Raw genomic sequence first — 21,902 nt, 5'->3', positions numbered from 1 at the left:
GTAGTTGCACCCCTACCTGTCATGCACGCTAACCGGCCCGCTTCGCAGGTTTGTTGCATCGGTGTTGCGATGGCCGCATTGAACTGCGTCCGGAAAGTGCGCCCGAAGCCGGGAAAGAATTCGCGGGTCCGGCTGGTGTCGCCGTATTGGATGAAAATCAAAATCAGGAGAACGGATTCCGTTGCCTAACCTGTGTTAGCCTTCATCTGGCCCGCGTTGGCTTTCAGCTAACCTCTGTTAGCCGAAATCTAGGCCGTTCGGTCGCGTTCGCTGGTGCTGTCGGCGTAGCAAGCGTGGGTGATTCACTGGTCCGGTCAGTGGTTTGGTGGCGGACACCTCCGTGGAACACTTGTCGACTGTACAAGCTTGTCGCTTGTACAAGAAAGCGCATGCCGCTGCTGAAGGAAAGTCGCTGGGGATGGGGTTGGTGTGCTTATCTGGGGGCGCGCAAAAGTAATCTGAAAAATTCGGCGAATATGTGCGCCCGGATGATTGTGCTCGGCCTTGACTGGGGGACTGTCGAACAAGTCGTGATTTTCCGCGGAGCGCGCTTCGACGAGGGCGGCGGCGGTGTCAGTCAGTACTGGGAGACGGGGGCCACATGGACGTGCGAGTGCTCGGATCGGTCGAGGCCAGGGTCGGCGGCGCCAAGATCGACCTGGGATCGCGGAAGCAGCAATTCATCTTCGCCGTGCTCGCGCTGGAGGCCAACCGTCAGGTTTCCGTCGAACGCCTGGTGGAGCTGACCTGGGGCCAGGACCGGCCGCCGTCGGCGAACCAGGTGGTCCGAACGCATATCTCGCGCCTGCGGCGGGTACTGCGGAACGCGCAGGTCGATCCCGATGACGTCGCGCTGGATCGGCGGCCACGGGGTTACCTGTTGCGCATCGACCAGCAGCGAGTGGACGCGCACCGGTTTCGCGCCATGGTCGACCAGGCCAGGATGGTCGACGACGTCGAGGCGGCCAAGCATCTCAAGGAGGCGCTACAGCTGTGGCGGGGTGAGCCGTTGGCCGGTCTGTGTCAGGAGCACGTGCGCCAGTACCTGTGCTGCGGACTGCACGAAGCGCGGTTGCTGGCGTTCGAGGACCGGATGGACCTCGAACTCGGACTCGGCCGCCACGGCGCGGTGCTCGGTGAGCTGTCCGAGTTCGTCGCCGGGTATCCGGACCGGCAGCGGGCCACCGCGCAGCTCATGCTCGCGCACTATCGCAGCGGGCAGTTGAGCCAGGCGCTGGACACCTACCGCAGGCTGCGGGTCCGGCTGGCCGAGCAGAGCGGGCTGGACCCCAGCCAGGGGCTGCAACGGCTGGAGACGGCGATCCTGCGCGCCAGCCCGCACCTGGAGCTGCCTGCCGGCCTCGCGTCCGGTGCCGCCAGTGCGCCGCGTGCCGCGCCGAGGCAGCTGATGGCGAACACGGACAGCTGTACCGGGCGGGGAGAGGAACTCGAGCTCCTGGATACGGTGCTGGAGAAGGACTCGGTGGACGGCAAGGTGCCTACGGTGGTGATCACCGGTGGCCCGGGTTTCGGCAAGACTTCCCTTGCCGTGCAATGGGCACACCGGGTGGTGAACCGGTTCCCGGACGGTCAGCTGTGGGCGAACCTCGACGGGATGTCCAGCCGGCCTCGATGTCCCGCCGACGTGCTGGCGCAGTTCCTCCGTGCCCTGCACGTGCGCGCCGCCGACATCCCGGACCGGCTCGAGGAGATGGCCGCGACGTACCGCAGCCTGCTCGCCGACCGCCGGATGCTGGTGGTACTCGACGACGCCGCGGACCATGAGCAGATCCGGCCATTGCTTCCCGGGTACTCCGGTTGCGCGGTAGTGGTCACCTCACGGCGCCGGTTCGGTGCGCTGGCAGGCATCCGGCCACTCGAACTGGGTTGTCTGGACGCGACGTCGGCCGTTGCCATGCTCGGTGGAATCATCGGCGTCAACCGGGTCGACGCGGAACCCGTTGCGGCCCAGCGAGTGGCGGATTCGTGCGGGAACCTGCCACTCGCGCTCCGCATCGCGGGCACCAGGCTCGCCGTTCATCCACAATGGACCATTGGATATTTCGCGGACCGGCTGAAGGACGAACGGCGGCGGCTCGACGAGCTTTCGGACGGAACCCTGACCGCCCGCGCCTCCTTCACCCGCACCTACCGGCACCTGGAGGGTGAAGTACGCGGCCTGTTCCACTGGTTCGGCCATGCCGACCTGCCGGAGGTCAGCCTGCCGAAGGCCGCCCGGCTGCTGGGCTGCCCGCTGTCCACCATGGAGGCCAGGCTGGACGCCCTGGTCGACGTCGGGCTGCTCGAGGTGGTGCTCTCCCCGGTCGGCCCGAAGACGGCCCGTTACCGGATACACCCGCTGATCCGGCATTTTGCCCGCGAACAGGCCGAGGCCACCTCGCTGAAACCCCGGATCCACGCCGAGCCGATGCCCGTCTCCGCCGGGTGACCGGCGTCGTCAGGACCGGTCGGCGCGCTCGCCGGAAACTCTGCGGAATACCCGACACAGGATGTCGTGTATTGCTTGGGAGGCTGATCGGCGTGACGAACAAACCAGTGGCCACTGAGCCGAACGACCTTGGCAGGTATTTCGTCGAGCGCGCGAACACGGGCGATGTCGACGGGCTGGTGGCGTTGTACGAGCCGGACGCCGTGCTGGCGTTCCCGCCGGGCCATCTCGCGACCGGGCACGCGGAGATCCGTGAGGTGTTCGAGCGGATGGTGGCGGCAGGGACGGTGATCTCGCCGGGCAGGCAGCAGCCCGCGCTGGTGAACGGCGACCTCGCCCTGACCGCGACCACGTTGACAACCGGCGAGGTGACCGCCGAAATCGCCCGTCGTCAGCCGGACGGGTCGTGGCTACGGGTCGCGGACCGGCCGCCAGTCATGCCGTAGCGGGAGCGGACGGGTACGACGATGCGGTGCGGTGTGGTCAAGATCGGGGCATCGCGTCGGCCCTGTCCAGTGCTCCCAGTAGCGCGCCGGCGCAGAGTTCACGCAGTTCCGTCCGGGAGAAGGACCGGGCCGTCAGCCATTCCACGCACAGCACGCGGACGAACAGCAGCCCTCCGGTCAGTGCGGCGGACATCAGGTCCCGCGCGTGCTTCGTCAGACCGGAGGCGTCGAGGAGCCGTTGCCGCAGTACGGCCGGTTCGCCGGTGATGACGGCTTGGATCACCGGATCGCCGGCCAGGGTGCGGTTGGCCGCCAGGACCGTGTTGCGATGGGCCAGGAAATAGTCGAAGTGTGCCTCCAGGCCGGCGGTGATCTGTTCGACCAGGGGGACGGCCGGGTCCGGTTCGGTTTCCGCGAGCAACCGGTCGGCCGCCAGCTGGTACACGGCCGCGAACAGCTCGCCGCGCCCGTGCACCACGTCATGATGTCCTACCTGCTGCGGCGCGCCGCGAAACAAGGCTGAACCAGCCTGCCCGCGGCCACGGTCGGCGAATCCCCTGGAGGGGACCGTTCGGGGAGGCGGCAACCGTCGCCCGGCGCGATCGGGGAAGGGGTGGCCAGTCAGGACGGGTGGTCGTCAGCTCTCGTCATGGGCGAGTGCGTCGTCACGAGACGGGCAGATGGTCAGGAAGGTCGCGGCTCCGGTGAGGTCGAGGGCGCGACGGACGGCGTGGTGGGTGGCGCCGAAGACGTGTAGCTGGGCTGCCTGTGCTTTGGCGCGCTGCTGGGCTTCGATCATGGCGGATATCCCGCAGCTGCCCAGGAACGTCACGGCCGAGAAGTCCAATAGCAGCAGCCGGGGGCCCGGGGCGAGCGCGGTCGCCACCTCGTCGGCCAGTACCGGTACCGCGGCCAGGTCGAGTTCGCCGCACAGGATCACCTCGGCGGTGTGCGCGTCGAGGTGCTTGGCCAAGGCCGAGAACGGAACGTCGCCACCGACGACTTCGATCACCCGCACCACCCCGTCAGGTCACAGCGATCCCGGGAGATCACCACACCAGCGGGGCTCTCCCGGTAACCGGAAGACAGCTGTGGGTTCAACCGCTACACCGACCGTAACGCCACGACAGGACCGACAACAACCCACACAGGGAAACGAACACCGAAATCGCCCGAGATGGCCGAATCTGCGCCCCACCAGGGTTCAACCACAGATCATCCGGGTACCGGCGCGGGCCCGCGCCGAGCACTGGCGCGGGCCAGGAAAGTGAGCGCCCCGGCGCCTCGCGCGGCTTTCGCGGTGGTCAGTTTCCGCTGCCGTACGGGCGGGTGAGGATCTCCAGCTTGTGTCCGTTCGGATCGTCGAAGTACACGCCGCGCCCACCGTCTGCGTGATTGATCTCGCCGGGCCTGGCCTTGGCCGGGTCCGCCCAGTAGGCCAGGCCGCGTTCGGTGATCCGGTCGAAGATCGTGTCGAACTCCTCTTCACTGATCAGGAACGCGTAGTGCTGTGTGGTGATCTCGCCCTCGCTGTCCATGTAGTCCAGCGTCACGTCGTTGTCCATCCGCACCGCCATGAACGGGCCGAAAGGCGTCGCCGCGGGTAGTCCGAGCAGGTCGGTCAGGAAAACCGCCGAGGCCGCCTTGTCGCGAGCTGCGACGATCGTGTGGTTCAACTGGATGGCCATGATGCTCCCTCCGGTGTCCGGCCGCCGCGATCGGCAACCGGGTCACTACCGACGCTAGAACGTCGAGCTAACTGGAGGTCAAGGCCATACGACATCGCGGCGCCCGGGGAGACTCCGGGCGTTGACAACAAGAGAAGGAACCGTGGGCGCGAAGCATGATCGCGCTCGCACCCGGGTTACCGGTCACCGCGAAACGCGGCAACCGGGGTAACGCCGGGACCCGCCGGGTGAGGCCCGAGGTGGTTCAGGAATCGGGCCACAAGCGAGCGGTCAGCCCATCTGGTGCCAGACCCAGTCGTGGCATCGGTACCAGTGGTGAGCCCTGTTGCTGTAGAGGACCTGGCCTTCGTTGGAGGGGTAGCATCCGGGCAGGTCCGGGGGAGCCGGGAGCAGCTGCCTGCCCAGGTTCGTCGCCACAGCGGTGCCGGCAACCGCGGCAGGCGCGAGAACCAGCCCGGAACACATGACGATCATCGATACGGTGAGCAGCGCGCGACGGAGAAGATTCATGGTTTTCTCCTTGTGTGAGAGCCAATCCGCATGATTCGCAGCTATCTTGTCGTCGACGGATACTCGAGGCAACGGAACGGCCGGAACAGGACAGGAACACTTCCCTGCGGGAATCCTGGCATGAAAATGGCCCGTCCTGCCGGGAGATTTCCGGCTGGACCGACCGTCGATCAGCAGATCCCGATCAGCGAGTCGTTGGTGGTCTCCACCTGACCCGGATGCCACACCCAGCCGGAGCCTCCGGAAGAGCTCACGTTGTACCAGTTGTGGTCAGGTGTCTGGCAATTGACCGCGACCGAGGAACCGGACACGCCATGACCCGTGACCGGTGCGCCGGGGGCCGGTTGCGCGACGATGTCGGTATCGGCGATGAACTTTCCTTCCACCCAGCCCGCGGCGTGGGCCGACTGTGCCGTTGCCGCGGAGATTCCTCCGATGATCGCAACGGACAGGGCTGCCATCGCTACCCTCGAGACGAATGTGCGCACTGGTTCTCCTCTGGTCTCCACGGCGATACTCCGTGAGCGTCCGAGCATCGCGTGATCAATTGACCGGAGAAAGCTAGCAATCGGTGATGAAATTTCAGTGACACTCGTCCGCGTGGCCGGGACTCGGGGACGCCCCTCGCCGCTACCGAGCGACATCGGACATCATCGACCTCGACGACCTGTGGGAAGAATGAGGGATTCATGGCTGACGAGCCGATCGACCTGATCCACCTCGCCGGGGAGGGCAACAGTTTCGTGCTCCGGATCCGCGGCACCTTTCCGGGCTCTGACGACCTGCTGGACGGAGAGCTCCGGATCGACACGACCTTCGTCACCGGCAGGCTGCAGATGTGGCTGGCCCAGGACACGGTGGACGCCTGGCGCGACGCTCTCGATGTGCTGGACGCGGGCGACGACGTGGTGTGGGACACCGGAACCCGGGGGCCGATGGTGTCGCTCGAGCACGAGGAGTTCGAGCGGGTGGCCATCACTGTCCGGGACCCGGATGCCTCGGGCGTCGGGGTGACCGTGCCGATCCCGCTGGACGACGGCTGGTTCGACGACGCCTACGACCGGCTTGACCGGGTCTGGCAGCAGTGGTTCGGGTCCGCCTGATCCAGTCGCGGAAGCAGGCAGGCGGGCGCCGGAATCCGCGGATCTGTCCGTTGTGGACGGTTCACGTGGCTCATGGTCCTGCTCTGTGGCTTGCGGCGCATGTCTTCCACCACTCCTGTTCGGACACGCCGCGCGCGGTCCCGCCCCGCGGCGCGGGACGGGACCGCGGACGCCATGGTCACGCGATCTTCGGTGCGGCCCGCAGGCCGATGTAACAGCAGCCGGTGCCGTCCGGCAGGGTGCCGAACACCACCGGCATGTACGCCTCGGTCGGGCTGTTGCGGCCGGCGAACACGTTCTCCGCCACCGGCTCGAGCTCCATCTTGAGTGAGGGGGCGAGCCCGGCCATGCCGTCGACGAAATCGTAGACCAGGTACGGCTTTCCGTTCCGCTCGCTGACGGTGATGGCCACGCCTTCGCGCCGGTAGGTGCCGACGAACCGGGCGAGGTCCACGTCGATCGGTTCCGTGGCGGGGGCGAACTCCACCGGCATCCGGGCCCCCGCCAGTTCCGAGAGCAGGTCGCGGAACAACGCGGCGTAGACCCCGCGAGAATGCGTCCACGGGTTGTCGCCGCCGTTGCACAGCAGCGCGATGACGACCCCGGCCTCCGGCGCGATCCGCAGGTAGCCGTGCTGGCCGACGGTCGCGCCGTCGTGCCCGTAGCCGAACACGCCGGTCCAGTCGTACAGCGTCCAGCCGAGGCCCCAGGCGTCCGAGCTGACCGTCCACTTGTCCGGCACCTCGACCTCGCGGCGTTGCATGGACGCGACGGTCTGCTCGGACAGCAGCCGGGTGCCGTCCGGCGCGACTCCGCCGTCGAGGTGGAGTTTGCCGAGCCGCACGATGTCCGCGGCGCTCGCGCACAGGTAGGCGCCGCCGGGAGTGTGCGAACGCTGCAGCGGGTTCCAGGACGGCGCCGGTTCCGGGTAGGCCCCGGACGGGCCGAGGTGGCTCATCGCGGCACGGAAGCGCAGCGCCTCCTCGGGCAGCGTCACGGTGTGCTCCAGCCCGAGCGGGACGATCAGCATCTCGCGCAGCGCCTCGTCGTAGGTCTTGCCGGTGAGTACCTCGATGATCCGGCCGAGCACGCTGTATCCGGAGGTGCTGTAGGAGGCCACCGTTCCCGGCGGCACGTCCTGCGCGATGTTCACGCAGGCCTCGACGAACCGGGCGAGGCAGTCGTCGCCACGGCCGGTTTCCGCGTGGAAGTCACCGCTCATGCCGCTGGTGTGACTGAGCAACTGGCGGGTGGTGATCCGCTTGGTCGCCTCCGGGTCGGCGACCGCGAACTCCGGCAGGACGTCCACGACCGGGGCGTCCAGGTCGAGCTTGCCCTCGTCGGCCAACCGCATGATCAGCGTCGCGGTGTGGATCTTCGTGATCGAGCCGACCTGGAACACCGAGTCGGTGGTCACCTCGACGCCGGTGCCGCGGTGCAGCACACCGCTGGCCAGTTCGTGGATCTCGCCGTCGACGAGGACGGCGAGCGACGCGCCGGGCACGTGGTGTTCCGCGCGCAGCTCGTCGAGCCGGGCCTGCCAGCGGGCGGTGTCGAACGTCATCGTTTTCTCCTTTGTTGCTGGGATTTCAGCTGACCTTGGGGGTGGCGCGCATGCCGATGTAGACACAGGAGGTGCCGTCGCGAAGGGTCGCGAACACGACCGGCATGTAGCCGTCGCTGAACGAGGGACCGGCGCCGGTTCCCGCGAACACCTTGTCGGTGACCGGAGTCAGGTCGACGTCGAGCGGCGGGGACATGCCCGCCATGCCATCGACGAACTCGTAGCGCAGGAAGGGTTTTCCGTCCTTTTCGGACACCGTTATCGCGGCGCCCTCCCGGCGGTAGCGACCGGCCAGTGGCGCGAGATCGACCGCCGGCGGTGTGCTCGGCGGGCCGAACGGCTCCGGCATCCGCACCCCGGCCAGCTCATCGAGCAGTTCCCGGAACAGGTGCGAATACAGCTGGCGCGCGCCGCCGCCGTTGGTGGTCAGCGCGATCGCCACCCCGCGATCGGGCACCACACGCAGATAGGCGTACTGGCCGATGGCCGCGCCGTCGTGCCCGTAGCCGCGGGTGCCGAACCAGTCGTAGAGGGTCCAGCCCAGCCCCCAGGCGTCCGAGCTGACCGTCCACTTGTCCGGCACCTCGACCTCGCGGCGTTGCATGGACGCGACGGTCTGCTCGGACAGCAGCCGGGTGCCGTCCGGCGCGACTCCGCCGTCGAGGTGGAAGCGGGCGAAGGCGGCAAGGTCGCCCGCGCTGGCGATCACCCGGCCCGCCGGGCCGATCGCCCGGGACTGGAAATCCCACCGTGGCGCGGGATCCGGGTCCTGTCCTGCCTCGCCGAGGTGGCTCATGGCCGCCCGGAACCGCAGTGCCTCCTCGGGCAGCGTCATGGTGTGCTCGAGCCCGAGCGGGGTGAGCAGCCGGTCGGCCAGCGCCTGATCCCAGGTCTGCCCGGTGAGCACCTCGACGATCCGGGCGAGCAGGACGTACCCGCTGCCGCTGTAGGAGACCGCGGTCCCCGGCGGTACGTCCTGCCCGAGCACCCGGCACGCCTCGACATACCGCGCGAGGCAGTCGTCACCCCGGCCGGTGTCCTCGTGGAAGTCACCACTGATTCCGCTGGTGTGGCTGAGCAGCTGCCGCACTGTCACCGTTTTGGTGGCCTCGGCGTCCGCGACCGCGAAGCCAGGGAGCACGTCGATCACGTGGCTGTCGAGATCGAGCTCGCCGGAGTCGACGAGCTGCATCACCTGGGTCGCGGTGTAGATCTTGGCGATCGATCCGAGCTGGTACACCGAGTCGGTGGTCGCTTCCACGCCGGTGCCGCGGTGCAGCACGCCGCCGGCCAGTTCGTGGATCTCGCCGTCGACGAGGACGGCGAGCGACGCGCCGGGCACGTGATGTTCCGCGCGCAGTTCGTCGAACCGGGCCTGCCAGCGGGCGGTGTCGAACGGAGTACTCATGGTTCTGTGCTCCTCGATGTCGATCGGTTCACGCGGCCACTTCGGCCGTCCGGGGTTCATGGGGCAATTGCTCGGCGGAGCCCGTCTTGCGGTTGCGCAGCACCAGGAAGGCGACCGCGGCCGCCGCCGCGACGCCGCACGCGCTGACCACGAAAGTGGTGGAGATGGCGGAGGTGAACGCCGAGCGCGCGGCGTCGCCGAGGCCCGGTACGGCCAGTGCGTCCGCCATCGACCGCTTGGCCGATTCCGGAGCCGAGCCGGGCATGGCCGAGCTGAACCCACTGGACAGGACGCTGCCGAGGACGGCGACGCCGAGCGCGGCCCCCATCTGCTGGATGGTGTCGTTGAGCGCTGACCCGACTCCGGCATGGTCCGCGGGCACCGCGCTCATCAGCGAGGAGATCGCCGAAGGCATGGCGAGCCCGCCGCCGATGCCAAGCAGGAACAGCCCGATGGCGAGCGTCGCGAACCCCTGGCCGGTGGAGACCGTGGACAGCACGCCGAACGCGGCCGCCATGATGACAAGGCCGGTCGTGGCCAGCGTCCGGTTGCCGAACCTCTGCCCGAGGGTCGCGCCGGCCGTGTTCGCGAGGAGCGAGGCCACCGCCATCGGGATGAACGCGAGGCCCGCCTGGGTCGAGGTGTAGCCGAGCACGAACTGCAGGTACTGGGCGAGCACCAGCAGCAGGCCGCCGTTGCCGATCTGCACCAGGGTGAGCGAGAAGCTGCCGCCGGAGAAGTCGCGATTCCGGAACAGCTCGAGCGGCACCAGCGGATGCGCCACCCGCAACTCCCAGAACACGAATCCCGTGAGGCCGAGCACCGCGACCGCGAGCGCGGTCAGCGTGACGGGGTGGCCGAGCCCGGCCCTCGGCAGCTCGATGATGGTGGCGACCAGCGCGGTCATGCCGACGAACGAGAGCACCGCCCCGAGCGGATCGGCCTTGCGCCACGGCGCCTTGGACTCCGGCATCAGCAGCAGCGCGGCGATGATGGCGAGCCCCGCGATCGGCACGTTGATCAGGAACACCGCGCCCCACCAGAACCACGCGATCAGCGCGCCACCGAGCACCGGGCCGCCGACGAGGCCGATCATCGCGACCGCGCTCCACACGGACATCGCCTTGCGGCGTTCGGTGTCGTCGAACACGGTGATCAGGATGGACAGCGTGCTCGGCATGATCAGAGCGCCGCCGATGCCCATCACCACCCGCGCGACGATCAGCTCGACCGGGCCGGCGGCGAAGGTCGCGACCAGCGACGCCGCGCCGAACAGCGTGAGCCCGACGAGCATGATCTTCCTGCGGCCGAACCGGTCGCCGAGGCCGCCGGAGGTCAGCAGCAGACCGGCGAAAACCAGGATGTACGCGTCGAGGATCCACTGGGTGTCCTGTGCGCTGGTGCCGAGATCCTCGGCAAGCGGCGCGAGCGCCACGGTGAGAACCATGTTGTCGACCACCAGCACCAGCGTGCTCAGGCAGAGCACGACCAGGATCAGCCAGCGGCGCGGATGACGTTCGCCAGTTCTGTCCACAAGAGATTCCTTTCGCGGTACGATACGACGTGCGCGACTAGCGCACACTGTACGCATGGGGGAGTTCGATGGTGAGCAGAAGGCCGCGCAGGGGCGGTCAGCCCGAGGGGGGATCCCATTCGGTGAGCTGGACGACCACACCGTTCGGGTCGGCGATCCGTACCGTCCACTCACCCCACGGCGTACGCCGCAACGGGCCGAGCAGGTTCGCGCCTTCCCTGCGGAGCCGGTCGTGCTCGGCGGCGATGTCCGTGACGCTGAACGACACCAGCACGTCCGCGAGCGGGTCGCGGGCCGGGTCTGCGGGCGGCACGGATTCCGGGTCGCGTTCGCGCAGCACGATGTCCGCCGCGCCGTCGTCCCGGGTCAGCAGCACCACGTCCTCGGTCCGCACGTCCTCCCGGAAACCGAGGTGCGTGGTGAAGAACTCGGCGGCCGCCGGAACATCGCGGACCCGCAGTGACACCGAGGAAGCAATGACTATCACGGCACCAGCATCACCGCCGGCCGGCGGCGGATCAACGGCGGAATCCGCAACGCCGGTTAACCGCAAGGTTCACGGTCGGGAGTAACAGTGGAACTTCGGGACATCGAGATCTTCCTGACCCTGGCCGAGGAGCTGCATTTCGGCCGTACCGCGCAGCGCCTGCACGTCTCGGTGGCCAGGGTCAGCCAGGCGATCAAGAAGCAGGAGCGCGGCGTCGGCGCGGAACTGTTCGAACGCACCAGCCGCACCGTGCGGCTCACCCCGGTCGGCGAGCAACTGCGTACCGATCTCGCGCCGGTGTTCCGGGGACTGCGCGAAAGCGTGGAGCGTGCCCGGATGGCCGCCCAGGGCAAGACCGGGGCTCTCCGGGTCGGCATGATCGGCGCCAACGCCTATGACCTTCGCCCGTTCTGGGAGTCGTTCCGCCGCCAGTACCCGCAGTGGGGACTGAAGATCCGGGCCAGCCCGTTCATCGACCCGTTCGCCGCTCTGCGCCGGAGCGAGATCGACGTGCTGGTGTCCTGGCTGCCGGTCGAGGAGCCGGACCTCACCGTGGGGCCGGTGATCTTCACCGAACACCAGGTGCTGCTGGTCTCGCCGGAACACCGGCTGGCCGTCCGGGAATCGGTGTCGCTCGAAACGCTCGGCGACCACGGCGTGATGGACACCAAAGACGACGAGGGGCCGGAGTACTGGAAGGACGGTTTTTCGCCGTACTACACCGAAAGCGGGCGCCGGATCGAGCGGGTCGGCCCGCTGATCGACAGCATGGACACCATCTTCACCGCGGTCAGCACCGGCGAGGTGGTACACAATCTCGGCGCGCACTGGGCGCGTTACAACGGCCGGCCGGACATTCTGTACCTGCCGATCGACGGCTTCGCCGGGCTGCGGTGGGCATTGATCTGGCGCAGCGACGCGGAGACCGAGGCGATTCGGGGGCTCGCCGCCGTGGTCCGGGAGATGGGCACGCTCACTCTGTAGCGTGTGGCTCACGCGAAACGGCGAAAGGAGGCCGGAAGGTGGCCGGTACGCGTCGAGTCTCCTCGGTCTGGACCCGGGAGAGCAAGGACGAGCAGCCCGCGTTGAGTCCGGGCCAGATCGTCACCGAGGCGATCCGGCTGCTCGACGAGGAGGGCCTCGAAGCGCTGAGCATGCGGCGTCTCGGCGCCCGGCTGAACGCCGGCGCCACCTCCCTGTACCGGCACGTGAGCAATCGCAACGAGCTGATCGAGCTGATCGTCGACGAGGTCTACCAGGAGATCGAGGTGCCGGAGCCGGACACTCCGGAGGACTGGCGCGCCTCGGTCGCGGTGTGCGCGCGCAGCATGCGGGCGATGATCCTGCGACACCCGTGGATCGCCGCGCTGCTCGGCATGACCGGGCTTTCCTATCTCGGGCCGAACGTGCTGCGGCTGAACGAGCGCATGCAGCAGCGGTTCGAGGCCGTGGGGTTCGAACCGCGCGAAGCGGCCAACGCGATCAGCGCGCTGGTCTCCTACGTCATCGGGATGGGGGTCAGCGAGGCCGCGTGGCTGACCCTGGTCGCCCGTACCGGCGAGACCGAAAGCGCGGTGCACGCGAGCCTGCAGCCCGCCATCGAACGGGCGGTCCGGACACATCTCGACGCGCCCGCGCGGTTTCTCGGCCCGCAGTTCCGCGATCCGAAACGGAACCGCGACGAGAAGTTCGAGTACGGGCTGGACCGGCTGCTGGACGGCCTCGCCACACGACTCGACTGAGCACGTTCGATCGCCGGCACGCTAACCTGTTCCATTTTTGCGCCGCCGTCGACGGCCCCACGACCTGTGCCGCGACGGCCGTTCGTCCCGGCCGCGAGCGCGCGTCACGCACGTAGCTTTTTCGGGGATGAGCGTGCTTTGCGGCCTTCTACGAGACCTGCTTCTACTACGACGAGCTCAGCTTTGGATGGTCATCGAGGCGAGGATCGTGCCGGAGCCGATAGTGATCCGCTGTGGACGGTCCGGGGTGCGGGACCACCAGTAGACACCTGAACATGCGACGGAAATCGGGAGCGAGCCGACGATGGTCGCCTCGCGGTGGTCGCGGAGGACGGCGACTTTGGCCCCGTCCGCGGTTTCGGCCATGGTCAGGCGTGCCCCGGGAAACGTGTGCAGCAGATGACGGGCTCTCGTGCGCGCGTGTTCGAGGCTGGGGTGGAGGTCGCCGCTGAAGACCGCACTGGCTCTTTCGAGGGCGCTGATGTCGTCGGTGTGGTCGTTCGCGACGAGGTGGCAGTCGCTGGAGGGTGCCACGGTGCGGTGGAGCCGCAGGGTCGCGTGGTCGCCGGATTCCCGCGCCTCGGTGATGGTTGCGTGGAGGACGGTGGGCTTCTGGACCGCGACCTCGGGTATCGGCAGTCCATCGTTGCGTGCGGTGCGCTGGGGAAGGGGGAGGTTCAGGATTTCGTAGGCGCGGGTGAGCATGGTCGCGAGCGCGTCCTGGGCGGCGAAGGCGGACGCTGCGAGTTCGGAGTCCCGGGCGCCACCCACGAGCGCCGCGGTGATCTGCGGTTCGAGTGATTCTCCGGTGCGTAACTGGGGCAGACCACCGCGGAGCCGGTCCATCATCGATCCGGGTACGACTTCGCCGCCACCGTTGGCCGCGAAGAGTGTCGGCTTGCCGATGGCGGCGGCGTAGGCGGTGAGCGAGCCGTGGTCGGAGATGACGAGGTCGGCGGCGACGATGACGCTGCGCCATTCGCCTTGGGCGGGGATCAGCCGTAGACCGGCCGCGGTCGCCGACCGGGTCCACGCCCGGACCTGCAGCTCGCCGTGTCGTTCCCAGACGTTGGGGTGCATGGTCAGCGCGACGGCGAATCGGTCGACGGGCAGTGTGGTCACGATGTCGTGGGGGAGCTGGGGATTGCGGCCGAAAAGTGATTCGGGGCCCCAGGTTGAGCAGAGGAGAACGAGCTCGCGGCCGTCGGCCGTCAGTGCCTGGCGGTATCGGTGGCGCAGGGGCAGGTTCCGGACGATTCGTTGATAGGCGGGGTCTCCGGCGACGAGTGCTCGCTCGGGAAGACGCCGGTCGATGTCGTTCAGCGTCGCGATGTCGGCTTCGTGTGCGACGACGATGGTGGCGGGCACGACTTCGCCGTCGTGGATGAGCGCGGACCGCCGGAGCCCGGAGATCTCGCCGGCGGTGTCCGCGGCGAAGCGATGGAAGCCCGCACCGTGCGGCATGAGCATGACAGGCGCTTGGACGAGGTGCAGGTCTGTCTTGTCGCTGGCGGCCAGCGCGAGGTCGAACTGTTCTTCGACCGCTTCGGCCCAGGAGAGCTGGAGCGCGCCCATCGCGGTCAGGCGCGCGGGCAATCCGCCGGCGAAGCCGGAGCCATGGTCAACGGTGAACCACACTTCGAGCCGCGGGTCGGCGGTCAGTGGCCGGACCAGATCCGACAGCCGGTTCGCGGCGGCCGGATTGCGGAGGATGACCAGCACCCGGCGGGCGGCCCGGACCGTGTCCCAGAGTCCGGCTTCCGGCTTCCGGCTTCCGGCTTCCGGCTTCCGGCTTCCGGCTTCCGGCTTCCGGCTTCAAATTCGCTTACCATGCGGTATTGCCTTGGTCAATTCCTCGATCAGGGGAGCGCAAGGCTCCTGGTGGGTGCGCCGGGTCACCGTAGCAACGGTGTTTCCGGAACGCCCATGTCGGATGTAGCCGTCCAGTACCGTGTTGGTCACAGGGAGCCAGCGCGGAGGGAGCGGCGGAATGCGCAACACACTGTCCGGACGTGCTGGGCAGGTGGTGCAGGCACGCGACATCGGATCGGTGACCTTGGCGGCGCCCGCGATCCCGGCGGCGGTCCCGGCGCTGGTGCCTGCGGCTCCCGCGACGTTCGTGGACCGTGACTCCCAGTTGCGGCGGGTGCGTGCGGTGGCGGAGTCGGCGCGTGTCGAGCTCGGGCGGCCGCCGGTGGTCGTGCTGCGCGGTATGCCTGGTGTGGGGAAGACGGCGTTGCTGCAGAAGGCCGCCGCGACGCTGAGTGACCGGTTCCCGGATGGCGCGCTGCACGCGGCGTTCGGTGCCGATGGTGACTCGCCCGCCGAGGCGCTGGGGCGGCTGCTTTTCGCGCTCGGTGTGCCGGAACCGTTGCTGCCCACGGATTTCGCGCGGCGGCAGGACCTGTACCGGTCGTTGACCGCGGGGACGCGGCTGGTCACCGTGCTCGACGACGTGACCGACGCCGCCCAGGTCGAAGCGTTGTTGCCGAACTCGGGCGCGAGTTTGGTCCTGGTCGCGGGGAACAGTTCGCTCGAGAAGCTGTACGAGGATGGCGCCGTCGGTGTGCCGGTGGAGCCGTTGCCGGTCGAGCACGGTGTCGCGCTGCTGGCGAAGGTGTGCTCGGACGGCCGGATCGACGCCGAGCCCGCCGCGGCCGCGCGGCTGGTCGAGCTGTGCGGGGGACTGCCGCTGGCGCTGCGGGTGGTCGGCGCACGACTGGCCGTCCGTCCGCAATGGACTGTCCAGCGGCTGATCGGCGAACTCGGGGAAACGGACGCCGACTCGGTCACGGACCGGCTGGCACCAGTCTTCGACGCCGTGTACGAGGATCTGCCCGAGGATGCGCGGACGGTGTACCGGGTGCTGGGCGCGCTGGTGGGAACGCATTGTGGCGCGGAACTGGTCGCGGCGATCATGGGCCGACAGGTCGCGCGAGTGCGCGAGGACCTCGAAGAACTTTACCTGCGAGCGCTGATCGAGGAGCCGACGGCCGGGACATACGTCATGCACCGGATGGTGCGCACGCACGCGTTGCGCCGCTCGGCGGCCGAAGACCGTGAAGAGGACCGCGCGACGTGGCTGTCGCGGGCGGTGGACTGGTGGCTGCTGGGCGCGACCGCCGCGGACGTCGCGGTCACCGGATGGCAGCGCCTGCGTATCGCCGACCCGGCGCGACTGCTTTCGCCGGACGCCGTGACCCCTGATGCCCTCGCGGGCTTGGCGTGGTTCGAGCGGGAACTGACCAACATTCTCGCCGCGCTGGAGGCAGCCGCGGCCAAGCGCTGGCACGACCGGGTCTGGCAATTGTTCGAAGCAAGCTTCGCCTACTTCGACGCGCGCCGCCCTCTCGCCAGTTGGTACCGGGCGGCGAATGTGGCCGTCGAATCCGCGCGGATCGCCGGCAACGCACCGGCCGAGGCACGATGCCGCTGTCTGCGGGCGAAAGCTCTGCAGGAGCTGGAACGCTTTCCCCAGGCGGCGGCCGATCTGGCCAGGGCACGCGAGCTCGCCTCCGGCGACGAATGGCTCTTCGCGTCGACCTGCGATTTCACGGGCAACCTCGCGCTGCGGGAACAGCGGTTCGACGACGCGCTCGTATGGTTCCAGAAGGCGCTGGACATCAACATCACGCTGGGCAAGGCCCGAGGCACCGCCATGCAGACCGTGTTCGCCGGGCGGGCGCTGGCCGGGCTGGGCCGCTACGGTGAGGCACTCGAGACGTTGGAACGGGCGCACCAGCTCGCGATCGCGGCGACAGCGGAGAGCGTCGCGGCGAAGGCCCTGCTCGCCACCGCGGCGGTGTGCGTGGCGCAAGGCGACTTCGGCCAGGCGGATCGTGTGCTCGAGCAGGCCGCGGCGAGCGCGAAGGAGGTCGGGCAGAGCGCCATCGAGGCCGAGGTGGCGACGCTGCGGTCGTCGACGGCGCGGCAGCGAGGGCGGGACGAGGAAGCCGACCGGCATGCCCGGTTCGCCGCCGGCGTGTACGGGCGCATGGGAAGTTCTCGTGCCGGTGAGGTGCTCGCCTGGCTCGGCATCTGACGGAGCTCGGTGCGCTCGACCGTGCCCGCACGTGCTGTCATCGACAACGTCCCTTGTGTGGCGACGATGAGCCCGCTCGTGCTCGCCCTCGCATGACCGCCGTCGGCGCCAGCGCCAACGTCGTCATGCCCGGCATCGCCACCCGCTCCGGCACTCCGATCTCCTTCTTGGCGGTCGACGGGGGTGCGCCACGGTCGTACCAAGCAACAACAACGGTGATCAACAGTTTCAGGCTTGCGAGAGACCCCGCCCGGTCTACGGCGGGCGGCGGAGACGGCCTGGCTGGTCAAGGCCAGCCAGGCCTGCCGCAGATGTCCTATCGTGCCCGCGGTATTGGTACGCGTTGCCTTGGGGGCACGTCTAACAATTGGCCGCTCCGGGCTGATTCTGGACGTACGCGAACCCTTCGTGCTGATTGTTGGGGTTGAACACCCAACGCCACCAGGTTCTTGCGGCCGAGTCGTAGAAATTGCAGAAGAATCTCACGTGCTGCCCGTCGATGGCTTGCCCTTGGTTGCAGTTGCTGCCAGGGCACTGGTACAAAGTTTGATTCCATTTGACCTGCAGGTCACTGCCGGCTGCGCCGCAGTCCACGTCAGGATCTGCGTATTTGAGATAGTTGACCGGAATGAAGCCCGTGTGCTCGTTCGCGCGGTTGAAGACCAGGCCCCATTTGTAGCCGCTGGCGTTCCCGACTCCCAGATCGTCGGCCACTTTGTTGATGTAGGCGAGGATCTCGTCCCACGGCGCGTAGCTGCGCGTCCACGTCGGGTTTGGCGCGAACGAGAGGCTGTAGAAATGTGCCGGGACGTCGCAGGCCGCATTGGGGTAGCGGTTGTCCCGCCACACCCCACCCAGTTCTCCGGCACGCTCGAGGATGACGAAGTCGCCCCGGCCCTCCTCCAGGAGGCCGTGCGCAGCGCAGATTCCGCCAAAACCCCCGCCGACAACGACGGTCTCATGGTACTCAATCATGATTTCACTCCACCTCAGTTCTGACAAAGCGGTTGTCGTGCATGGCGGGAATCAGTTCACCCCGATCCTGTCATTCCGCTTCAACAAAGCCGCCCTGGCAGCGGTTGTCACAGAGAACGAGGACGCGATCGGCCGACGCGTTATCTCGATTAGCCACGTGGCGATAAAGCTCCGGACGCCCCGAAAAGAACGGGGGAGGGCACGCTAGCAATGGATACTAACGTTTCCCCGTCGCCCGGTTCGGAACACCTCGGCGATTATCGCGGTCGCATGACGTCCTCCTCGCCTATACCCACACTCCACGCTGTCCAGGGGGCGCGTCCAAGGCTTGTTTCGCATCCCGTGATGCGTTCCAGGCATCACGGGCCGCGAGTGGGCTATCTTGCGGTGTTGTGGACACAGCCAACGCGGTACCGTCGGCCGAGTTCGAACTCCGACTGGTCCGTTACTTCACGGTGGTCGCCGAGCAGCAGCACTTCGCCCGCGCCGCGGCGCTGCTGCACATCACCCAGCCGACCCTGAGCCGCCAGATCCGGACCCTTGAGCAGCGCGTCGGAGCCCGGCTGCTCGACCGCGACCGGCAGGGCACCCGCCTGACCCCCGCCGGGGCCGCGTTCCTGCCCCACGCCAGGCAACTGCTGGCGGTCGCCGCAATGGCCGCGGCGGAGGCCCGTGCGGCCGCAGTGCCAAGTCAGCTCACCGTCGGCCATACGCGCGGGCTGATCATTACTCCGGCGGTACGGCACCTGCGCCACCACCACACCGAGGCCGAGGTGCACACACTGCACCTGGAGTTGGCGGAGGTGCGGACGGCCCTGTTCGGCCACCGTGTGGACGCTGTCGTGACGCGGCTGCCGTTCGCCACCGACGGACTGCGGGTCACCGTCCTGCACCACGAGCCCCGTGTGCTGCTCGTCGCCCGGTTCCACCGGCTGGCCGGCCGGGAATCGGTCACCCTCGACGACATCGCGACTGAGCCGGTGCCGAGGTTGCCCGCTGCCGAGTGGGACTCGTTCTGGCGTGTCGACCCCCGTCCCGATGGCACGCCGGCACCCGACGGGCCGTTGGTCAGTCACCTCGAGGACGTATTCGAGCTGATCGCGTCCGGGCAGGCGGTCGCCATCCTGCCCGCCGGGTTGCACGCCGAGGGCACCCGCCCGGACCTGACCTCGATCCCGCTGCACGGGGTCGAGCCATGTCAGGTGGTGCTCGCCACCCGCGCCGGGGATAGCGCACACCTGGTGGCCGCGTTTCGCCGGTCCGCCCAGGCCCTGCTGACCGAGGCGAGCTACTAAGAACGTGCCCGGCCGCAGCCTCGGCGACCTCGTCGTTGGCAACGTCGGCGAGCGCGCGGTCGAGCACGTTCGTGTAGGCGCGCAGGGTGTTCGGGTTTCCCTTGATGTTCGGGGAGTCGAGGAAGGCGTCGATGGCCGCGCGGACGGCCGGGCCGCCGGTCCCGCGGCGGCGGGTCTCCAGCTTGGTCACCATCGTGTCGATGTCCGAAGCCGACTGCGCGGATGACCGAACTCCTGTGCACGTCGGCCAGGAGTTGCTCCTGGTGGCTGACGTGCCTCGATTCCGGTGTAGTCCTGGCGGTGGTGGCGACACACTGAATGTCGTGGCGGGCGACGAGCAGCGTGTCCGGAACCAGAATCAGGCCTCTGGTGAGATTCGGGGAGCGGTCGTGCAGGCCGGAGTGATCCACGATGTCTGGCTGAGCGAGGCGGCAGCCCACCGGGATGCTGCCGGCGGTGGGCTGCCGGTGGTGCCGCGGCAGTTGCCGCCTGTGGTCCAGGACTTCACCGGCCGCAGCGAGCACGTGACCGCCCTGGACGCGTTACTTCCCTCTGACCGAGACGACATGGCCCGCGACACGGCGCCATCGCCGCACACCGCGGTGATCACCGCCATCGATGGCACAGCCGGGATCGGCAAGACCACTCTGGCCGTGTGGTGGGCACATCGCGTGCAGCACGAGTTCCCCGATGGCACCCTCTACGTCAACCTGCGCGGCTACGGTCCCGGCGACCCGGCAACCACGACCGAGGTGCTCGACGGGTTCCTGCGCGCCCTGGGTGTTCCGTCCGAGCGGATGCCCGTCGGGGTCGAGGCACGGGCGGGGTTGTTCCGCTCCCTGCTCGCCGAGCGCCGGGTGCTGATCGTGCTGGACAACGCCCACCACGCCGACCAAGTTCGTCCGCTCCTGCCGGGAACACCCGGCTGCCTGGCGGTGATCACCAGCCGCGACAGGCTGACCGGGTTGGTCGTCACGGACGGGGCACGTCGCCTGACCCTGGATCTGCTCACCGAGCACGAAGCCGTGCAACTGGTCACCGGCGTGCTCGGCCCGGCCCGCGCCGGCGCGGAGGGGACCGCGGTGACGGAGTTGGTGCGCTGGTGTGCGCGGTTGCCACTGGCGTTGCGTATCGCGGCGGGCCGCGCCGCCGCCTACCCGCATTCCACCGTGACCGCTGTCGTCACTGAACTGGCCGACGAACGCGTGCGGCTGGACGTGCTGAGCCGGGGCGCGGATGAGCGAGCAGCAGTGCGGGCCGTGTTTGGCTGGTCCTACCAGGGCCTGTCCGCTGAGCACGCGCGCGTGTTCCGGCGCCTGGGTCTGCATCCTGGCCCCGAGGTGAGCGTGCACGCCGCTGCCGCGGTCGCCGACGTAGATCCCACAACTGCGCGCCGGGTGCTGGAGGAGCTGGCCCAGATGCACCTGATCGAGCCGGTGGGCCAGGATCGCTACCGGTTCCATGACCTGCTGCGGGCATACGCCCTGGATCAGGCGACGCGCCAGGACGACCCCGATGACCGGGATCATGCCCAGCGGTGTTTGCTGGACTGGTACGCCCACACCGCTCGCACCTGCGACACGCTGACCTGCCCCGCTCATGAGCGGCTACCACAGCCGGTCACCGTTCCCGCCCATCCAACGTCGATCCCCGACGTCGCTCACGCAGTGGCCTGGCTGGCTCTGGAGCGGCACAACCTGCTCGCCGCTGTCCACCACGCCGCATGGCACGGACTGCACCAGCACACCCTCTACCTCGCCCAACCATTCATCCGATTCCTTTCCGGAGTGGGTAGTTGGGAGACAATCCTCGACATTGAAAGCTGCGGGATTGCCGCCGCGCGGCACAGCGACGACGGCAGCGCCGAAGCCTGGTTTCTCATGGCGCGCGGCCAGACGCTCACGAGCTTGCGGCGCTGGGGCGACGCGCGGGACCATTACGAACAGTTGCTGGCGCGGGCCCGTGATCTCGGTGACCGCGCCCGCCTAGCCGTCGCGCTCGTCAACCTCGGGTACCTGTCCATCGAACAGGAACGCTTCGAGCAGGCGCTGCCCTATCTGGGCGAGGCGCTCGCCTTGCGTCGAGAGGTCGGTACCGTTCGAGGGAAAGCGGTTGCGGAAGGCGGCCTCAGTCGCGCATATGCCGGTCTTGGCCGGTACCAGCAGGCTCTGCGCCATGCCGAAAACGAGTTGGTCTTGCGTCGTCGTTGCGATGACTTTGGCGGTGAGGCCTATGCGTTGAGCAATGTCGCTCGCGCATGGCAGGGACTGGGCGAGCATCGGAAGGCGATCGCGCTGTGCCGGGAGGCGATCTCCCTAGCCCGCACATCAGGCTTCCTCGCCGGCGCGGTCGCCAAAGGGCTGGACACGCTCGCCGTGTCCCTGCACCACATCGGGGACACCACCAGCGCGATCGCCTGTTGGAACGAAGCTGCCGCTATCTTCGACGATCGTGGCTACCCGTTCGCGGCCGATCGGGTTCGAGACCGCACCTGCAAAGCCACCACACGGTCATGAACCCATCGCGTGGCTGCCGCATACGGAGGTGGTCACCAGCGCGGCTAGACGGGGTGACTGACCAGGTGGCTGCGGTCAAGCTGCCGACCCGACCAACGCCGTACACACCTCCGCCGAACAGCAGAAAGCAGCCACCACGCTAC

At 68.3% G+C, this 21,902-nt stretch carries 19 protein-coding genes; 8 read left to right on the top strand and 11 right to left on the bottom strand.

The window, feature by feature from the left end; all coding sequences use genetic code 11:
- Positions 1 to 601: 601 nt before the first annotated feature.
- Positions 602 to 2,449 carry a BTAD domain-containing putative transcriptional regulator gene (locus ACFW0G_RS10610; RefSeq protein WP_378324712.1) on the top strand — a complete coding sequence of 616 codons (1,848 nt, stop codon included), beginning with the start codon at positions 602 to 604 and terminating at the stop codon, positions 2,447 to 2,449.
- A gap of 107 nt (positions 2,450 to 2,556) precedes the next feature.
- Positions 2,557 to 2,895, top strand: coding sequence for a YybH family protein (locus ACFW0G_RS10605; protein ID WP_378324756.1), 339 nt, complete (start codon positions 2,557 to 2,559; stop codon positions 2,893 to 2,895).
- Between the two features lie 37 nt (positions 2,896 to 2,932).
- On the opposite strand, the gene ACFW0G_RS10600 is transcribed toward ACFW0G_RS10605, so the two are convergent.
- The 5 genes from ACFW0G_RS10600 to ACFW0G_RS10580 form a co-directional block, all read right to left on the bottom strand.
- Positions 2,933 to 3,373 (bottom strand): hypothetical protein, encoded by a 441-nt coding sequence (locus ACFW0G_RS10600; protein WP_378324711.1) that lies wholly within the window; start codon positions 3,371 to 3,373, stop codon positions 2,933 to 2,935.
- Positions 3,374 to 3,532: 159 nt separating this feature from the next.
- On the bottom strand, positions 3,533 to 3,907 hold the full coding sequence (locus ACFW0G_RS10595; RefSeq protein ID WP_378324710.1) for an STAS domain-containing protein: 375 nt from the start codon (positions 3,905 to 3,907) through the stop codon (positions 3,533 to 3,535).
- Positions 3,908 to 4,199: 292 nt separating this feature from the next.
- Positions 4,200 to 4,583 carry a VOC family protein gene (locus tag ACFW0G_RS10590; protein ID WP_378324709.1) on the bottom strand — a complete coding sequence of 128 codons (384 nt, stop codon included), beginning with the start codon at positions 4,581 to 4,583 and terminating at the stop codon, positions 4,200 to 4,202.
- A 270-nt stretch (positions 4,584 to 4,853) separates the two neighbouring features.
- Positions 4,854 to 5,093, bottom strand: a complete 240-nt coding sequence (locus ACFW0G_RS10585; RefSeq protein WP_378324708.1) for a hypothetical protein — start codon at positions 5,091 to 5,093, stop codon at positions 4,854 to 4,856.
- 170 nt (positions 5,094 to 5,263) lie between these two features.
- A complete protein-coding gene (locus ACFW0G_RS10580) occupies positions 5,264 to 5,581 on the bottom strand; it encodes a hypothetical protein (protein ID WP_378324706.1) in 318 nt (105 codons plus the stop codon).
- Positions 5,582 to 5,782: 201 nt separating this feature from the next.
- Here ACFW0G_RS10580 and ACFW0G_RS10575 point away from each other — a divergent pair, with 201 nt between their 5' ends.
- Positions 5,783 to 6,196 (top strand): DUF5959 family protein, encoded by a 414-nt coding sequence (locus tag ACFW0G_RS10575; RefSeq protein WP_378324704.1) that lies wholly within the window; start codon positions 5,783 to 5,785, stop codon positions 6,194 to 6,196.
- 178 nt (positions 6,197 to 6,374) lie between these two features.
- Here the strand turns inward: ACFW0G_RS10575 and ACFW0G_RS10570 are convergent, their stop codons facing one another.
- The 4 genes from ACFW0G_RS10570 to ACFW0G_RS10555 all read right to left on the bottom strand — a co-directional run bounded on the left by ACFW0G_RS10570 (position 6,375) and on the right by ACFW0G_RS10555 (position 11,189).
- Entirely contained in the window at positions 6,375 to 7,760 is a 1,386-nt protein-coding gene (locus ACFW0G_RS10570; RefSeq protein ID WP_378324703.1) for a serine hydrolase domain-containing protein, read from the bottom strand.
- A gap of 25 nt (positions 7,761 to 7,785) precedes the next feature.
- A complete protein-coding gene (locus ACFW0G_RS10565) occupies positions 7,786 to 9,168 on the bottom strand; it encodes a serine hydrolase domain-containing protein (RefSeq protein WP_378324701.1) in 1,383 nt (460 codons plus the stop codon).
- Positions 9,169 to 9,196: 28 nt separating this feature from the next.
- A complete protein-coding gene (locus tag ACFW0G_RS10560) occupies positions 9,197 to 10,702 on the bottom strand; it encodes an MFS transporter (RefSeq protein WP_378324700.1) in 1,506 nt (501 codons plus the stop codon).
- A 97-nt stretch (positions 10,703 to 10,799) separates the two neighbouring features.
- Positions 10,800 to 11,189, bottom strand: coding sequence for a VOC family protein (locus ACFW0G_RS10555; protein WP_378324698.1), 390 nt, complete (start codon positions 11,187 to 11,189; stop codon positions 10,800 to 10,802).
- Between the two features lie 87 nt (positions 11,190 to 11,276).
- On the opposite strand from ACFW0G_RS10555, the gene ACFW0G_RS10550 reads away from it, so the two are divergent.
- Both ACFW0G_RS10550 and ACFW0G_RS10545 read left to right on the top strand, forming a co-directional pair.
- Entirely contained in the window at positions 11,277 to 12,173 is an 897-nt protein-coding gene (locus tag ACFW0G_RS10550; RefSeq protein WP_378324697.1) for a LysR family transcriptional regulator, read from the top strand.
- Positions 12,174 to 12,211: 38 nt separating this feature from the next.
- Positions 12,212 to 12,931: a TetR/AcrR family transcriptional regulator gene (locus ACFW0G_RS10545; RefSeq protein WP_378324696.1), complete on the top strand. Its 720-nt coding sequence runs from the start codon at positions 12,212 to 12,214 to the stop codon at positions 12,929 to 12,931.
- Positions 12,932 to 13,108: 177 nt separating this feature from the next.
- On the opposite strand, the gene ACFW0G_RS10540 is transcribed toward ACFW0G_RS10545, so the two are convergent.
- Positions 13,109 to 14,653, bottom strand: coding sequence for a hypothetical protein (locus ACFW0G_RS10540; RefSeq protein ID WP_378324695.1), 1,545 nt, complete (start codon positions 14,651 to 14,653; stop codon positions 13,109 to 13,111).
- Positions 14,654 to 14,921: 268 nt separating this feature from the next.
- Between ACFW0G_RS10540 and ACFW0G_RS10535 the strand changes: the two genes are divergently transcribed.
- Positions 14,922 to 16,973: an NB-ARC domain-containing protein gene (locus ACFW0G_RS10535; protein WP_378324693.1), complete on the top strand. Its 2,052-nt coding sequence runs from the start codon at positions 14,922 to 14,924 to the stop codon at positions 16,971 to 16,973.
- Between the two features lie 360 nt (positions 16,974 to 17,333).
- Here ACFW0G_RS10535 and ACFW0G_RS10530 read toward each other — a convergent pair whose 3' ends face one another.
- Positions 17,334 to 17,948 carry an NAD(P)-binding protein gene (locus tag ACFW0G_RS10530; protein WP_378324692.1) on the bottom strand — a complete coding sequence of 205 codons (615 nt, stop codon included), beginning with the start codon at positions 17,946 to 17,948 and terminating at the stop codon, positions 17,334 to 17,336.
- A 392-nt stretch (positions 17,949 to 18,340) separates the two neighbouring features.
- Here ACFW0G_RS10530 and ACFW0G_RS10525 point away from each other — a divergent pair, with 392 nt between their 5' ends.
- Complete coding sequence (locus ACFW0G_RS10525; protein WP_378324691.1) at positions 18,341 to 19,243, top strand: LysR family transcriptional regulator; 903 nt, start codon at positions 18,341 to 18,343, stop codon at positions 19,241 to 19,243.
- A gap of 200 nt (positions 19,244 to 19,443) precedes the next feature.
- Complete coding sequence (locus ACFW0G_RS10520) at positions 19,444 to 21,759, top strand: ATP-binding protein (protein ID WP_378324690.1); 2,316 nt, start codon at positions 19,444 to 19,446, stop codon at positions 21,757 to 21,759.
- Positions 21,760 to 21,902: the final 143 nt, after the last annotated feature.

It is taken from the genome of Amycolatopsis sp. NPDC058986 (assembly GCF_042741125.1).
Taxonomy (GTDB): domain Bacteria; phylum Actinomycetota; class Actinomycetes; order Mycobacteriales; family Pseudonocardiaceae; genus Amycolatopsis.
This window is presented reverse-complemented; position numbering and strand designations above follow the sequence as displayed.

Bases quoted from the DNA above. Each gene is read 5' to 3' on its own strand.
- ACFW0G_RS10590 (WP_378324709.1), bottom strand. From the start codon at position 4,583: ATGGCCATCCAGTTGAACCACACGATCGTCGCAGCTCGCGACAAGGCG.
- ACFW0G_RS10520 (WP_378324690.1), top strand. From the start codon at position 19,444: ATGTCCGAAGCCGACTGCGCGGATGACCGAACTCCTGTGCACGTCGGC.
- ACFW0G_RS10565 (WP_378324701.1), bottom strand. From the start codon at position 9,168: ATGAGTACTCCGTTCGACACCGCCCGCTGGCAGGCCCGGTTCGACGAA.
- ACFW0G_RS10610 (WP_378324712.1), top strand. From the start codon at position 602: ATGGACGTGCGAGTGCTCGGATCGGTCGAGGCCAGGGTCGGCGGCGCC.
- ACFW0G_RS10585 (WP_378324708.1), bottom strand. From the start codon at position 5,093: ATGAATCTTCTCCGTCGCGCGCTGCTCACCGTATCGATGATCGTCATG.
- ACFW0G_RS10535 (WP_378324693.1), top strand. From the start codon at position 14,922: ATGCGCAACACACTGTCCGGACGTGCTGGGCAGGTGGTGCAGGCACGC.
- ACFW0G_RS10575 (WP_378324704.1), top strand. From the start codon at position 5,783: ATGGCTGACGAGCCGATCGACCTGATCCACCTCGCCGGGGAGGGCAAC.
- ACFW0G_RS10570 (WP_378324703.1), bottom strand. From the start codon at position 7,760: ATGACGTTCGACACCGCCCGCTGGCAGGCCCGGCTCGACGAGCTGCGC.
- ACFW0G_RS10530 (WP_378324692.1), bottom strand. From the start codon at position 17,948: ATGATTGAGTACCATGAGACCGTCGTTGTCGGCGGGGGTTTTGGCGGA.